The organism is Sphingomonas sanguinis (genome assembly GCF_001476905.1).
Classification (GTDB): domain Bacteria; phylum Pseudomonadota; class Alphaproteobacteria; order Sphingomonadales; family Sphingomonadaceae; genus Sphingomonas; species Sphingomonas sanguinis_B.
On the sequence record NZ_LDTE01000010.1, the window covers coordinates 81,986 to 94,581 of the forward strand.

Genomic DNA, 12,596 nt, shown 5'->3' on the forward strand with positions numbered 1-12,596 from the left:
AGCCGACGCGGCCACAGACGCAGCGTCACAGGCGGGTGACCTCGGCGGCGAGCGTGTAGCCGCCGCCCCAGACCGTCTTGATGATCTCGGGCGATTTCGGGTCCGCCTCGATCTTGCGGCGCAACCGGCTGACCTGGTTGTCGATCGCGCGGTCGAAGGCGGCGGCCTCGCGCCCTTGCGTCAGGTCGAGCAGCTGGTCACGCGTCAGCACCTGGCGCGGTCGGCTGACCAGCGCGAGGAGCAGGTTATATTCGCCGGTCGACAGCATGACCGACACGCCTTCACGGTCGACCAGCGAGCGCTCGCCCGATTTCAGCACCCAGCCCGCAAAGGCGTAGGACCCGCTGTCCGGCGCATGGTGGCGGGCACCCCCGGCTTGGGTCCGGCGCAGCACCACCTTGGCCCGCGTCGCCAGTTCGCGTGGCGAGAAGGGTTTCACGACATAATCGTCCGCGCCCATCTCCAGCCCGACGATGCGGTCGGTCTCCTCGGCGCGGGCGGTCAGCAGGATGACCGGCACCTCGCTGGTCGCCGCGATATGGCGGCACAGGCTCAGCCCGTCCTCGCCCGGCATCATGATGTCGAGGATGACGAGGTCGATCGCATAGGCGGCCAGGCGCGTACGGGCCGAGGCGGCATCGCCCGCCTGGGTCACGCGAAAGCCCTGCTTGGTCAGATAGACGGCCAGCGGCTCACGGATCGAACGCTCGTCGTCGACGAGCAGCAAATGCGGCGTATCGGACATAGGGCAGGGGTCTAGCATGGCGGATGGGCCTAGCAAGCGGGACGACCGGTGGGAGAATCGGTCGCCCCGCTTGTCGGCTCAGTCGTCCTGTCCGGCAGGCTGAGCGGCGGGCGGCACGTCGCCCTGGGGGCGGCGACCGAAACGGGGCGCGGCGGCGCGCTCGGCCGCGTCGATCTTGCCGTCGTGATTGGTGTCGAGACGGTCGAACATCGCCAGCGCGCGGGCGCGGAAAGCCTCGGCGGTCACCGGCCGGGGCGCGGGGCGATCGGGACGACCGGCGCGCTCGCCGCCTCCGCCGCCGCCCCGACGCGCTTGCCATTCGGCACGCCGCTGTTCGCGGTACGCCTGCATCTCCTGCGCAGAAATGGTGCCGTCATGATCGGTGTCCATCGCGGCAAAGCGCTGGTCGGCGGCGGCCATCACCGCGGCGCGGGTGATGTTGCCTTCGGCATCGGGGCGGACGCCCATCATGCCACCACCCCCGTGCGGGGGCGAGGGTGCGTCGGTCTGCGCCTGGGCGGCGGTGGCGGCCAGCATGGTGAGCAGGGAAAGGCCGATCAGGGTCTTTCGCATGGGTTGGGCATCCTCTGGGCGGCAAGGGTGAAGTCCCTTCCGAATGGTCACCCTTTTGCCCCGCGCCTGTCGCCCGATCATGTCGCGCATCCCCCGCATTTGTCGCAAATTGTGCGACTCAGCCGAGCAGCCGGTCGTCGAACATGCCGTAGAGGATCGTCGAGGCATATAGCGCGATCGCCTGGGGACGCTCCATGGTGCTCGCCCATTTGCGCATGTCGAAGGCGGCATTCTGGATCGCCATCAGCGCCTGGGCCGCGATCAGCGCATCGACCGCGCGCATCGATCCTTCGCCCACGCCGTCCATGATCGTGCCCGCATAGCGCCGGGCGATGCGGTTGGACCGCTCGACCATCTGGGAACGGACCTCCCCCGATAGGCTGGATAGCGCGCTGGTGCGCAGAAGCGGCCCACGCTCGGCGAACTGAATGTCGAGCAGCGTGGCGATAGCGCTCGACAGGCGGTGCCAATGGCTGCCCCCCGCCGCATCGGCCAGCTGCTGCGCGGCGGTGATCGTATCGAAGCTGCGGCGGTAACAGGCGGCGACCAGATCGTCCTTGGCATCGAGATGGTGGTAGAAGCTGCCCTTGGTGACGTTCAGCTCGGACGCGATGCGCGTGACGCTGGCCCCGCGATAGCCCAGCTGGTTGATCAGCCGTGTCGCGGCGAGCAGAAACGCCTCGCGCCCCGGCTCGGTGCCGGAACCCTGGCGCGCTTCCAGATCGAGCATGGTGGGCGACCAGGTGGAGCCCGGCGCAGCGATGCCGCTGGTCAGGACATCGAGCAGCCGTTCCTCCACCCGCGCATATTGGTCGGGCTCGTAGCGGACCAGCCAGATCGGCAGCCAGAAGGTGTTCTCCAGCAGCACATGCGCGCGTGCCCCATACAGGTCGGTATGCGCGCGGCTGGCAGCGGGGCCCCAAAGGCTGCGCGTGGCGCGGAACACCTTTTGCCAGCCAGCCATCAACCGGCCGCGGATCGGCTCCTCCATGGCCCGCAGGTCGGACAGCACGGCAAAGGGCGTTTCCTCGCCCCGTTCGATCCGGGCGAGGCGCGCCATGTTGATCGCCAGATAGCGGGCGACGCGCGCCTGAGGCGTAGCCTCCGCCGCCGCTTCGGTCAGCATCTCCAGCAGGCGATCCAGCGTATGCTCGAACGCCGCCGCCGCCAGTTCTTCCTTGCGGCGGAAATAATAGGTGACGCTGGTGGTATTCAGCCCGACGCGCCTTGCGACATCGGCAAAGGTCATGCCCTTGGCCGATTGCTCGTTGATCGCCTGCGCCGCCGCCGCCAATATGGCGTCGCGTTTCTGACGAAAACGCTCGGTATTCTGTCCTTCACCGACGGGCATCGCCGTCATCTGTCGTCATCCCCTCGCTCGTCCGCGAGGCATCCTGCGCCGCACGGATGGCTGTATTAAAAGAAAAAGTATCGCCGGTCACCGGGCTTTCGCAGGTTGAGGCACGGAAAAGCCGAGCGGACCTGCGCGCCATCAAAAAGAGGGTATGGCCGAAGCGGGGTCAGTTGGTCCGCGTGATCGGCCTGTCCCGGGCTTTCCAAGCCGCTTAGGCGTCAACGGAACTGGAGGAGCGCAGGCGGATCAGCCCCTCTTGCGCGACGCTGGCCACCAGCCGCCCGTCCGCTGAGAAGATGCGCCCCCGGTTGAACCCGCGCGCATGGCCCGCCCAGGGGCTGTCGGTCGTGTAGAGCAGCCATTCGTTGGCGCGAAACGGCTCGTGCAGCCACAGCGCATGGTCGAGGCTGGCGGTCTGCATGTCGTCGATCAGCCAGTTCACCCCATGCGGCAGGGTCGAGGTGCCGAGCAGTGCGAAGTCGCTGGCATAGGCCAGGACGGCCCGGTGCAGCGCGGGGTCGTCGCCGATCGGTGCGACCAGGCGAAACCAGATCGCTTGGGTGGGGTCGCGCGGCTCGGGTGTGAGCATCTGGCGCGGGTCGACGGGGCGCAGCTCGATCGGGCGTGGACGCTGGAGAAAAGCGCGGAGTGGAGCCGGAACCTGGTCGCCCAGCCGCGCCAGCAATTCACGCTCCGGCGTCAGCGTGTCGGGCGCGGGCACGTCGGGCATCGCATCCTGATGATGCAGCCCCTCTTCGGGCGTCTGGAACGAGCAGGCCAGGTTCAGGATCGGCTTGCCCTTCTGCATCGCGATCACGCGGCGGGTGGCGAAGCTGCGTCCCTCGAAATCGCGCTCGACGCGGTAGAGTATGGGATAGCGCTCGTCGCCGGGCCGCATGAAATAGGCGTGGAGCGAGTGGGCGGTGCGCGGGGCCTCGGTCGATCGCTGCGCCGCCTGCAGCGCCTGGGCGATCACCTGTCCGCCGAACACGCGACCCTCGCCGCCGGGCTTTCTGGCGCCGCGATACAGGTCGGTGTCGATCTCCTCGACATCGAGCAGGGCGACAAGGCCCTGTGCCAGTGCTTCGGGGGAGGGGAGCGTTCGGTCGGTCATCCCCAGGGTGATGGTTGCCGCTCACGTAAACGTCAATGGGGTGTGGCGGGTGGAAAGATACTTTCGCGGCCCGGAACGCGTCGCTACACCAAGGGCGTCGATCAAGGGTGGTTGGAGTAGGCGATGGACGCGTTGAACGAAGATGGTGCCTCGGAACGGGCCGAACTGCATTTTCTGGCGGCATTGACCGACGAATTGATGCGTCACCTGATGGATGCGGGCGTCCTGTCCCGGACCCAGCTTCAGTCGATCGAAAATGCCGTGGCGGAGCGTACCGGGGGTATCCCGCGCGCCTGGTAAGAGCCGGCCTGGAACCGGGTCGGGACAATCATGACATAAACGTCATCTTCCTGCGACGTTAGCGGCTTTTCTGGACGGGGAAAGCCGCTAACGTGTCCGCCATGAGTGACGCGCAAGACGACCCGGTCGAAAAAATTCGGACAGATGGTGATTCGGTCCTGGGGCTGCCGGTCGGCATGGGGTCTCGGGATGCGGTACGGATCGCGATGCGGCGCGATCGGCTGCTGGCCGGGTTGACGCTGACGGCCGGGGCAGGCTTCGTCCTGGCGCTGCCTTTCGCGCTGAAGGAGGGGGCGGAGTTCTTCCTGCCGCTGACCACCGCGCTGGTCATCGCCATCGCGCTGGTCCCGATCCTGGAGTGGCTGGAGCGGCGGCGCGTGCCTTCGGCGGTGGCGGCGCTGATGTGTGTGCTGCTGTTCCTGATCGTCGCCAATGTCGCGCTGGCCGCGATCATCGTGCCTGCGACCGATTTCTTCCGCCTGCTGCCCAGCCGGATCGGGCGCATCCAGGACAATCTGGCTCCGCTGCTCGACCTGTATTCCAGCCTCGAACGCTATGTGAACAAGGCGCTGCGCCAGGTCGCCACGACTCCGATCCGCCAGCCGCAGACCGCCGCCGTCTCACCGCCCAGTTCGATCTTGGAACTGGCGGCGACCTCCGCGCCCGGCCTGATCGTGCAGTTCCTGTTCGGTGTTCTCGTCGTCTTCTTCGTCCTGTCGGGCTGGACCCGGATGCGGCGCGAGACGATTCGCGGGCGGACCAGCTTCGACGGCGCGATGGCGACTGCGCGGGTGATCCAGGAGGTGGTGGACGACGTGTCCGCCTATCTGGGCACCATCACCATCATCAATCTGGCGCTGGGCGGCGCGGTGGCGGGGGCCTTGTCGCTGTTCGGCATGCCCTATCCGCTCATGTGGGGCGGTATCGTCGCGCTGCTGAACTATATTCCCTATTTCGGGCCGGTGATCGGCGCTCTGCTGCTCGCGGTCGGGGGCTTGATGACCTTCAGCGACATCTGGGTCGCGCTGGCGCCCCCCGCGATCATGTACGGCATGCACCTGATCGAGGCGAACCTGATCACCCCGTTGATCGTCGGGCATCGCCTGACCATCAGCCCGGTGCTGATCCTGGTTTCGCTGAGCTTCTGGGGATGGGTCTGGGGCACCACGGGCGCGCTGCTGGCCGTGCCACTGCTGATCATCCTCCAGACCGTGCTGAAGGCTGCCGGGAAGCCCGACATCGCAGGCTTCCTGTTCGAGCATGGCACGCTCACCCATCTCGACCGTGAAAGTGATCCGGCGGACGTTCCGCAAGAAAGTTGAAATGATCCGTTGACAGGTCCGGGAGGCTCGCCTAGTTGGCGCGCCTCGACGCTTTCAGCGGGTGTAGCTCAGTTGGTTAGAGCGCCGGCCTGTCACGCCGGAGGTCGCGGGTTCGAGCCCCGTCACTCGCGCCATCCTCTTCAAGAGAATGGCTGAAAATGTCGAAATCCCCATTGGGGCCGGTGCTGACTTGGGTCGGCATCACATGGCTTTCAAGCGGGTGTAGCTCAGTTGGTTAGAGCGCCGGCCTGTCACGCCGGAGGTCGCGGGTTCGAGCCCCGTCACTCGCGCCATCCTTCGGGATGGCGTTTTTCTTTGCCACCGCGCGAGGATGGCCCTCGCGTCCTCCCCATGCTGCGATCCTTAGCGTCGATCGCCCTCCATCCAGCGTAGCAGCGGCTTCATCGGCGTGATCCACACGATCCCCGCAACGATGTAGAACACCAGCTGCAGCACCCAATGCCACTGGCCGACCGTGCCGGAGAGGCTGACCACCAGCATCGCCCAGACGATGATGATCGCGACGATCAGCAGCATTCCGGCGGGTTTGCGCCAACTGGGGGTCATGGGGCGATCCATTCCGATTCGGTGGCGATGGCGTGGAGCGGCACGTCCCAGTCATCGGGTTTGAGCTCTGCGACCTCCTGCACCCCCCATGCGATGCCGATGCGCCAGGCATCGGGATGGGCGGCGAAGGCGCGGTCGTAATGGCCTGCGCCTTGGCCCAGCCGGTTGCCGTGCCGGTCGAAGCCGACCAGCGGCGTCAGGATGATGTCGGGCGTGCATTCGGGGGCGTCGGGATCGGGCTGATGCAGGCCGAACGCGCCCACCTGCAATTGCTGGCCATCGGCCCAGCGCAGGAAGCGGATCGGGCTTGCCCGGTCGACGACATGGGGCAGGGCGATCGTCGCCCCCGCATGGAGCGCCGCCTCCACCCACAACGCCGGGTCCGCCTCGGCCCCGAGCGGGCGATACGCTGCGACGATCTGTCCGGGCAGCAGGCGGTCCAGAAAGGGGCGTGCGACCGGCAACAGGCCGGGGCCATGCGCATCCCGTATGGCGCGCATCCGGGCGCGGAGGGCGCGTTTGTCGATCATGTTGGAAAGGGGCGGGTGGCGGGACCGCCGTGGCCGTGTGCCGTAATATCCACTGACGCCCAATACGTCAGGTGGGGACCATGTGCGTCGGACCAGAGTCCGGGCAGGGACAGCCCCCTTGGATGAAGAATAGCCTCAGGGATTATCGTGGCTCGTACCGGGCAGAACCCGCCGCCAACCCATGTAGGCGAGGGCTCCGCGTTACTCAAGGGCGGCTTTCCTCATCCAGTGCATCGGCCAGCGCCTCCAGCTGCTCGGCGATCCGGGCCAGCGCGGCCTCGGTGACCGCCGATCCCGCCGGGGGGCGGCGCTCGGCTTCTTCCAGCGCATCGGCGAGCATCAGCGCGACGAACAGCAGCGCCCGCTCGCCATTATGGCCGCCCGAGGCACGCAGGGCCGCCGGCCAGCGCTGGTCCAGCATCTGGCCCAGCATGCGCACACGCGCTTCGCCGCCGTCCTGACACGCCACCCGGTGCGGGCGGTCGCCGACCATGATCGTGACCTCGGCCATCAGGCGGCGCTCCCCCGGCTGATGACGTCGTCCAACGCGGTCACCGCCTCGGCCATGCGCGCCTTCAGGGCGGCGTGACGGCGGGCGAGCGCGTCTTCCTTCGCCGCGCGGGTTCGGATCGCGCGTTCGATCCGGGCGATGGCGCGGTCGATCCGCTCGACCGAGGAAAGGGCGTCGTCGGCAATGGGTTCGGACATGAAATCGGCTTAGCAGGCTGACATATCGCGGCAACCCGGAATTGGACGGTTCGGCGCGTCGCGGCGGTTGACAGCGAACCGATCGCCTCCGAAAGGCGTGGCGCTGACGATGGAATCGCAATCTGCGATTTCCATCCTACCGGGGCGGTGTCGTCCAAGGCACGGCCGATATGAGACAGGAGCTTGCTGGCATGACGGTCAAGGTTGCAATCAACGGTTTCGGCCGCATCGGTCGACTGGTCGCCCGTGCGATCCTCGAGCGGGGTGGTGACGCGCTGGAGCTGGTCGCGATCAACGATCTCGCCGACGCCAAGTCGAACGCTTGGCTGTTCAGCCGCGACAGCATCCATGGCCGCTATCCGGGTGAAGTCTCGGCCGAGGGCAACGACATCGTGATCGACGGCAAGCGCATCCGCGTCACCGCCGAGCGTGATCCGGCGAACCTGCCGCACAAGGAACTGGGTGTCGACCTGGTCCTGGAGTGCACTGGCTTCTTCACCGACAAGGCGTCGTGCGAAAAGCATATCGCCGCGGGTGCCAAGAAGGTGCTGATCTCGGCGCCGGGCAAGAATGTCGACCTGACCGTCGTGTACGGCGTCAACCATGACAAGCTGACCGCCGACCACACCATCGTGTCGAACGCCTCGTGCACCACCAACTGTCTGGCGCCGGTCGCCAAGGTGCTGAACGACGCGATCGGCATCGAGCGCGGCCTGATGACCACGGTCCACGCCTATACCAACGACCAGAAGATCCTCGACCAGATCCACCCCGACCTGCGCCGCGCCCGCGCCGCCGCCATGTCGATGATCCCGACCACCACGGGCGCTGCCCGCGCGGTGGGTGAGGTTCTGCCGGAACTGAAGGGCAAGCTGGACGGCTCGGCCATCCGCGTGCCGACCCCGGACGTCAGCCTGGTCGACCTGACCTTCACGCCCGCGCGTGACACGACCAAGGAAGAGGTCAACGCGATCCTGAAGGCGGCATCGGAGAGCGAGGCGCTGAAGGGCGTGCTGGTCTACACCGACGAGCCGCTGGTCTCGATCGACCTGATGCACTCGCCGCAGTCCTCGACCGTCGACAGCCTGGAGACGGCGGTGATCGACGGCAAGCTGGTGCGCGTCGTGTCCTGGTACGACAATGAATGGGGCTTCTCGAACCGCATGGTCGACACCGCGACCGCGATGGCGAAGTTCCTCTGATGACGACGGCGCGGGCGATGACCGGGCGTCTGGCCGGCATCGCCCGCCATGCCGTGCCGAAGGGGCCGATGGAGGTGATCGACACCGCCATCGTCACCCTGGACGGCGGGGTGGAAGGCGATGTGCGCGGGCGCGTGAAGCCCGGCGGCCGCGGGCGTCGACAGGTCACGCTGATCGAGCGAGCCGACTGGGACGCCGCGCTGGCCGAGATCGGCCGTGACATCCCCTGGCAGGAGCGCCGGGCGAACCTGCTGGTCGAGGATTTCGACCTTCCCCAAATTCCGGGCACCCGCTTACGCGTCGGGCCCGTCCTTCTGGAAATCACCATCGAATGCGATCCGTGCCACCGCATGGACGCGATCGCCGACGGATTGCAGGCGGCCCTCAAGTCCGACTGGCGCGGCGGCGTATGCACCCGCGTGATCGAGGGCGGCACGATCCGCATCGGCGATAACATCAGGATCGAGGAATCATGACCAAGGCCTTCAAGACGCTCGACGATATGGGCGATGTCCAGGGCAAGCGCGTGTTGGTCCGCGAGGATCTGAACGTGCCGATGGCCGATGGCCGCGTGACGGACCACACCCGCCTGCGCGCGACGATCGCGACGGTGACCGAACTGGCTGACAAGGGCGCGATCGTCCTGATCCTGGCCCATTTCGGCCGCCCCAAGGGGCAGCGCAACCCCGAATTCTCGCTGGCGATGCTGACCCAGCCGTACAGCGACGTGCTGGGCCGCCCGGTGCGTTTCATCGACGACGTGGCGGGCGAGGCAGCGGAGACCGCGGTCGCGACGCTCAACCCCGGCGATATCGCGATTTTGGAAAACACGCGCTTCCATGCGGGTGAGGAAAAGAACGACGCCGAATTGGCGGCGCAGATCGCCAAGCTGGGCGACCTCTATGTCAACGACGCCTTCTCGGCCGCGCACCGCGCGCACGTTTCGACCGAGGGTCTGGCTCGCGTCCTCCCGGCGTTTGCCGGCCGGGCGATGGAGGCCGAACTCGACGCGCTGGAAAAGGCGCTGGGCAATCCCGAGCATCCGGTCGCGGCGGTGGTCGGCGGCGCCAAGGTCTCGACCAAGCTCGCGGTTCTCAAGCATCTGGTCGGCAAGGTCGATCACCTCATCATCGGCGGCGGCATGGCCAACACCTTCCTGGCCGCGCGCGGGGTCGATGTGGGCAAGTCGCTGTGCGAGCATGACCTGGCCGGCACCGCCGAGGAGATTCTCGACGCGGCCGACAAGGCGGGCTGCACCGTGCATCTGCCGTATGACGTCGTCGTCGCCAAGGAGTTCAAGCCGAACCCCGAAACCCGCACCGTCAACGTCCACGAAGTCGCCGCCGACGAGATGATCCTCGACCTCGGCCCCAATGCCGTCGAGGCGCTGGGCGACGTATTGAAGAACTGCCGCACGCTGGTTTGGAACGGTCCGCTCGGCGCGTTCGAGACGCCGCCCTTCGACATGGCGACCGTCGCGCTCGCCAAGACGGCGGCGGCGCTGACCCAGGACGGCAGCCTCGTTTCGGTCGCCGGTGGTGGCGATACCGTCGCTGCGCTGAACCAGGCGGGCGTCGGCACGCAGTTCACCTTCGTTTCGACGGCGGGGGGCGCGTTCCTCGAATGGATGGAAGGGCAGGACCTGCCCGGCGTCGCGGCACTGACGGCCTGACGGTCGAGCCACTCGGCATGACGATCACCCCGTCGCCTACCCGGGCGGCGGGGTTTTTTCTTGGGCGTCGCAATTGGTCAGACAGCCGCTTGATCCGCCGCGCCAGACTTGCTAGGTTAAACGCGTTAAACGAAGGAAGTGGCAATGCTCGGCGTCCGTCTCGACACCGAATTGGAAGAGCGGCTGGCCGCCGTCGCGCGCACGCAGGGGCGCAGCAAGAGCGACATCGCGCGCGAAGCGGTGCGTCGCTATGTCGACCTGCATGACGAGGCCTATCGCCGCGAGGCGCGCCGCCAGTCGACCCGCGCGTCGAAGCGTGACACGCCGGAGGACTTCGCCTTCTGGAACGCGCTGGCCAAGAAGGGTGACGCATGACGATCGCCCATGCCGCCATCGTGCTGGCCACGAACGGGGAGGGGGGCGACCACCGCCCGTTCCTGGTCGTTCAGTCGGACCTTTATAACGAGACGCATAACACCATCACCGTCTGCCCGATGACCTCGGTCGTCGGCGGCGAGGCGCTGTTCCGTGTCGCCTTTTCTCCGCGCGAGCATACCGGCCTGACCGTCGAGTGCGAGGTGCAGGTGGACAAGATCCTGTCCATCCCCCGCAATCATATCGTCAAAGTCATCGGCCATGCTTCGCCCACCCGGATGGAGCAGGTCGATCAGGCGCTGCGCCGCTGGCTGATGCTCTGATCTTTTTACAGCCCGACACCAATCTGGAGAGACATGATGACCCCGACCGTAAAGGCCATTCTCGACAAGTATGAAGGTACGCCCGCCGCGGTGAAGGCGAACCTGGCCCGCATCCTGATGCAGGGCAAGCTGGGCGGCACCGGCAAGGTCATCATCCTGCCGGTCGACCAGGGTTTCGAGCACGGCCCGGCGCGCAGCTTTGCGGTCAATCCGCCCGCCTATGACCCGCATTACCATTTTCAGTTGGCGATCGACGCCGGGCTGTCGGCCTATGCCGCGCCGCTGGGCATGCTGGAGGCCGGGGCCGACACCTTCGCAGGCCAGATCCCGACCATTCTGAAGATCAACAGCTCGAATAGCTGGGGCACCTCGATCACCCAGGCCGTGACGGGCAGCGTGCAGGATGCGGTACGGCTGGGCTGCGCGGCGATCGGCTTTACCATCTATCCGGGCTCGGACGGCATTTTCGACGCGATGGACCAGATCGCCATCCTGTCGGCCGAAGCGCGCGAGGCGGGTCTCGCCACCGTCATCTGGAGCTATCCGCGTGGTGGCAAGCTGTCCAAGGACGGCGAGCTGGCGCTCGACGTCGGTGCCTATGCCGCGCACATGGCCGCGCTGCTCGGCGCACATATCATCAAGGTGAAGCTGCCGACCGATCATATCGAACAGGCCGAAGCGAAGTCGGCCTATGAGGGCACCGATTGGTCCAACCAGGCCGACCGGGTGCGCCACGTCGTCCAGTCGAGCTTCGCGGGCCGCCGGATCGTCGTCTTCTCCGGCGGCGCGGCCAAGGGCGCCGATGCCGTCTATCAGGACGCCCGCGACATTCGCGATGGTGGCGGCAATGGCTCGATCATCGGCCGCAATACCTTCCAGCGTCCGCGCGACGAGGCGCTGGCGATGCTCGATAAGCTGATCGCGATCTACAAGAACGAGGAATAAGTTCTTGCTAGGCTTGGGCGTTCCGGTTGGGGAACCGGGACGCCCATTCCGCACCGGCACCGCATAGGTGACGGACGCCGCGTCAGGCGCTAGGGGAAGGGCCATGACGCTTGAAGACGATCCCCTGGGGCCCCTCGATCCGCAATTCGCCGACGCCTTTGTGCGCGACATGCGGCGCCCCCCCTGCCAGCTTTACCTGATCTCGCCGCTCGACGTGACCGGTGGCTTCGCCGACCGTCTGGCGCGCGCGCTGGATGCCGGGCCGGTCGCGGCCTTCCAGTTCCGCGTCAAGGACATGGACCAGCACGCCGCCGCCAAGCTGGCCGAGCCGCTCCAGCGTATCTGTGCCGACCGCGACGTGGCGTTCATCGTCAATGACAGCATCAGCCTGGCCAAGCGGCTGGGCGCGGACGGCGTGCATCTGGGGCAAGACGACGGCGATGCGCGCGAGGCCCGCGACGTGCTCGGCCCGACGGTGCAGATCGGCGTGACCTGTCACGACAGCCGCCACCTCGCCATGCAGGCGGGCGAAAGCGGCGCGGACTATGTGGCGTTCGGTGCCTTCTATCCGACCACGACCAAGGACACCCAGCATCGGCCCGAGCCGGTGATCCTATCCTGGTGGTCGACCCTGTTCGAGTTGCCCTGCGTCGCGATCGGCGGCATCACGCCCGACAATGCCGCGCCGTTGGTGAAGGCGGGGGCGGACTTCCTGGCGGTGTCGGCTGGCGTGTGGAATGGCGACGAAGCCACGGCGGTGAAGGCCTTTGCCGAGATTTTGAAGAACTGATTTCCATCGCCCCATCCCGTTGCCGGCGGCGCCAACCCGTTGCGCATCGGAAACAAGCGCCGTTGCCTGCGTTTAT

Annotated in this window: 17 protein-coding genes and 2 tRNA genes; 11 read left to right on the forward strand and 8 right to left on the reverse strand. The window is 66.9% G+C overall.

Annotated features, from left to right (window positions below):
• Nucleotides 1–25: 25 nt before the first annotated feature.
• The 4 genes from SB4_RS02645 to SB4_RS02660 form a co-directional block, all read right to left on the reverse strand.
• Nucleotides 26–745, reverse strand: a complete 720-nt coding sequence (locus SB4_RS02645; protein ID WP_058716332.1) for a response regulator — start codon at nt 743–745, stop codon at nt 26–28.
• 78 nt (nt 746–823) lie between these two features.
• Complete coding sequence (locus SB4_RS02650; protein WP_058751308.1) at nt 824–1,318, reverse strand: EF-hand domain-containing protein; 495 nt, start codon at nt 1,316–1,318, stop codon at nt 824–826.
• Nucleotides 1,319–1,436: 118 nt separating this feature from the next.
• Entirely contained in the window at nt 1,437–2,678 is a 1,242-nt protein-coding gene (locus tag SB4_RS02655; protein ID WP_058751309.1) for a TetR/AcrR family transcriptional regulator, read from the reverse strand.
• Between the two features lie 205 nt (nt 2,679–2,883).
• The gene (locus tag SB4_RS02660; protein WP_058751310.1) at nt 2,884–3,786 is read right to left on the reverse strand and encodes an acyl-CoA thioesterase; all 903 of its coding nucleotides are present in this window, start codon (nt 3,784–3,786) and stop codon (nt 2,884–2,886) included.
• Between the two features lie 123 nt (nt 3,787–3,909).
• Between SB4_RS02660 and SB4_RS19905 the strand changes: the two genes are divergently transcribed.
• The 4 genes from SB4_RS19905 to SB4_RS02675 all read left to right on the forward strand — a co-directional run bounded on the left by SB4_RS19905 (nt 3,910) and on the right by SB4_RS02675 (nt 5,701).
• A complete protein-coding gene (locus SB4_RS19905; protein ID WP_167348921.1) occupies nt 3,910–4,086 on the forward strand; it encodes a hypothetical protein in 177 nt (58 codons plus the stop codon).
• A gap of 101 nt (nt 4,087–4,187) precedes the next feature.
• On the forward strand, nt 4,188–5,408 hold the full coding sequence (locus SB4_RS02665; RefSeq protein ID WP_058751311.1) for an AI-2E family transporter: 1,221 nt from the start codon (nt 4,188–4,190) through the stop codon (nt 5,406–5,408).
• Between the two features lie 57 nt (nt 5,409–5,465).
• Nucleotides 5,466–5,542: transfer RNA gene (locus SB4_RS02670), tRNA-Asp, on the forward strand.
• An 82-nt stretch (nt 5,543–5,624) separates the two neighbouring features.
• Nucleotides 5,625–5,701, forward strand: a tRNA-Asp gene (locus SB4_RS02675).
• Nucleotides 5,702–5,771: 70 nt separating this feature from the next.
• Here the strand turns inward: SB4_RS02675 and SB4_RS02680 are convergent.
• From SB4_RS02680 to SB4_RS02695, 4 genes are all read right to left on the reverse strand, one after another.
• Nucleotides 5,772–5,975: a DUF2842 domain-containing protein gene (locus tag SB4_RS02680; RefSeq protein WP_058751392.1), complete on the reverse strand. Its 204-nt coding sequence runs from the start codon at nt 5,973–5,975 to the stop codon at nt 5,772–5,774.
• A complete protein-coding gene (locus SB4_RS02685) occupies nt 5,972–6,505 on the reverse strand; it encodes a 5-formyltetrahydrofolate cyclo-ligase (RefSeq protein ID WP_058716338.1) in 534 nt (177 codons plus the stop codon). Before SB4_RS02685 ends, SB4_RS02680 begins: the two co-directional genes overlap by 4 nt.
• A gap of 205 nt (nt 6,506–6,710) precedes the next feature.
• Complete coding sequence (locus SB4_RS02690; protein ID WP_058716339.1) at nt 6,711–7,016, reverse strand: cell division protein ZapA; 306 nt, start codon at nt 7,014–7,016, stop codon at nt 6,711–6,713.
• A complete protein-coding gene (locus SB4_RS02695; RefSeq protein ID WP_058716340.1) occupies nt 7,016–7,213 on the reverse strand; it encodes a hypothetical protein in 198 nt (65 codons plus the stop codon). The genes SB4_RS02690 and SB4_RS02695 overlap by 1 nt, the downstream gene beginning before the upstream one ends.
• 191 nt (nt 7,214–7,404) lie before the next feature.
• Here SB4_RS02695 and gap point away from each other — a divergent pair, with 191 nt between their 5' ends.
• The 7 genes from gap to thiE all read left to right on the forward strand — a co-directional run bounded on the left by gap (nt 7,405) and on the right by thiE (nt 12,520).
• On the forward strand, nt 7,405–8,415 hold the full coding sequence (gene gap, locus SB4_RS02700; protein ID WP_056438132.1) for a type I glyceraldehyde-3-phosphate dehydrogenase: 1,011 nt from the start codon (nt 7,405–7,407) through the stop codon (nt 8,413–8,415).
• The gene (locus tag SB4_RS02705; protein WP_058751312.1) at nt 8,415–8,891 is read left to right on the forward strand and encodes an MOSC domain-containing protein; all 477 of its coding nucleotides are present in this window, start codon (nt 8,415–8,417) and stop codon (nt 8,889–8,891) included. The genes gap and SB4_RS02705 overlap by 1 nt, the downstream gene beginning before the upstream one ends.
• Entirely contained in the window at nt 8,888–10,087 is a 1,200-nt protein-coding gene (locus SB4_RS02710) for a phosphoglycerate kinase (protein ID WP_058751313.1), read from the forward strand. Before SB4_RS02705 ends, SB4_RS02710 begins: the two co-directional genes overlap by 4 nt.
• Before the next feature lie 144 nt (nt 10,088–10,231).
• The gene (relB, locus tag SB4_RS02715; RefSeq protein WP_058751314.1) at nt 10,232–10,462 is read left to right on the forward strand and encodes a type II toxin-antitoxin system RelB family antitoxin; all 231 of its coding nucleotides are present in this window, start codon (nt 10,232–10,234) and stop codon (nt 10,460–10,462) included.
• Nucleotides 10,459–10,785, forward strand: a complete 327-nt coding sequence (locus tag SB4_RS02720) for a type II toxin-antitoxin system PemK/MazF family toxin (protein ID WP_058716345.1) — start codon at nt 10,459–10,461, stop codon at nt 10,783–10,785. The genes relB and SB4_RS02720 overlap by 4 nt, the downstream gene beginning before the upstream one ends.
• A gap of 36 nt (nt 10,786–10,821) precedes the next feature.
• The gene (locus SB4_RS02725) at nt 10,822–11,730 is read left to right on the forward strand and encodes a class I fructose-bisphosphate aldolase (RefSeq protein WP_058716366.1); all 909 of its coding nucleotides are present in this window, start codon (nt 10,822–10,824) and stop codon (nt 11,728–11,730) included.
• A 103-nt stretch (nt 11,731–11,833) separates the two neighbouring features.
• On the forward strand, nt 11,834–12,520 hold the full coding sequence (thiE, locus tag SB4_RS02730) for a thiamine phosphate synthase (protein WP_058751315.1): 687 nt from the start codon (nt 11,834–11,836) through the stop codon (nt 12,518–12,520).
• Nucleotides 12,521–12,596 lie beyond the last annotated feature (76 nt).

Coding starts and splice junctions, on each gene's coding strand:
- SB4_RS02660 (WP_058751310.1), bottom strand. CDS start 3,786: ATGACCGACCGAACGCTCCCCTCCCCCGAAGCACTGGCACAGGGCCTT.
- SB4_RS02690 (WP_058716339.1), bottom strand. CDS start 7,016: ATGGCCGAGGTCACGATCATGGTCGGCGACCGCCCGCACCGGGTGGCG.
- relB (WP_058751314.1), top strand. CDS start 10,232: ATGCTCGGCGTCCGTCTCGACACCGAATTGGAAGAGCGGCTGGCCGCC.
- SB4_RS02720 (WP_058716345.1), top strand. CDS start 10,459: ATGACGATCGCCCATGCCGCCATCGTGCTGGCCACGAACGGGGAGGGG.
- thiE (WP_058751315.1), top strand. CDS start 11,834: ATGACGCTTGAAGACGATCCCCTGGGGCCCCTCGATCCGCAATTCGCC.
- SB4_RS19905 (WP_167348921.1), top strand. CDS start 3,910: ATGGACGCGTTGAACGAAGATGGTGCCTCGGAACGGGCCGAACTGCAT.
- SB4_RS02655 (WP_058751309.1), bottom strand. CDS start 2,678: ATGACGGCGATGCCCGTCGGTGAAGGACAGAATACCGAGCGTTTTCGT.
- SB4_RS02705 (WP_058751312.1), top strand. CDS start 8,415: ATGACGACGGCGCGGGCGATGACCGGGCGTCTGGCCGGCATCGCCCGC.
- SB4_RS02650 (WP_058751308.1), bottom strand. CDS start 1,318: ATGCGAAAGACCCTGATCGGCCTTTCCCTGCTCACCATGCTGGCCGCC.
- SB4_RS02665 (WP_058751311.1), top strand. CDS start 4,188: ATGAGTGACGCGCAAGACGACCCGGTCGAAAAAATTCGGACAGATGGT.
- SB4_RS02685 (WP_058716338.1), bottom strand. CDS start 6,505: ATGATCGACAAACGCGCCCTCCGCGCCCGGATGCGCGCCATACGGGAT.
- SB4_RS02710 (WP_058751313.1), top strand. CDS start 8,888: ATGACCAAGGCCTTCAAGACGCTCGACGATATGGGCGATGTCCAGGGC.
- SB4_RS02645 (WP_058716332.1), bottom strand. CDS start 745: ATGTCCGATACGCCGCATTTGCTGCTCGTCGACGACGAGCGTTCGATC.
- gap (WP_056438132.1), top strand. CDS start 7,405: ATGACGGTCAAGGTTGCAATCAACGGTTTCGGCCGCATCGGTCGACTG.
- SB4_RS02725 (WP_058716366.1), top strand. CDS start 10,822: ATGACCCCGACCGTAAAGGCCATTCTCGACAAGTATGAAGGTACGCCC.
- SB4_RS02680 (WP_058751392.1), bottom strand. CDS start 5,975: ATGACCCCCAGTTGGCGCAAACCCGCCGGAATGCTGCTGATCGTCGCG.
- SB4_RS02695 (WP_058716340.1), bottom strand. CDS start 7,213: ATGTCCGAACCCATTGCCGACGACGCCCTTTCCTCGGTCGAGCGGATC.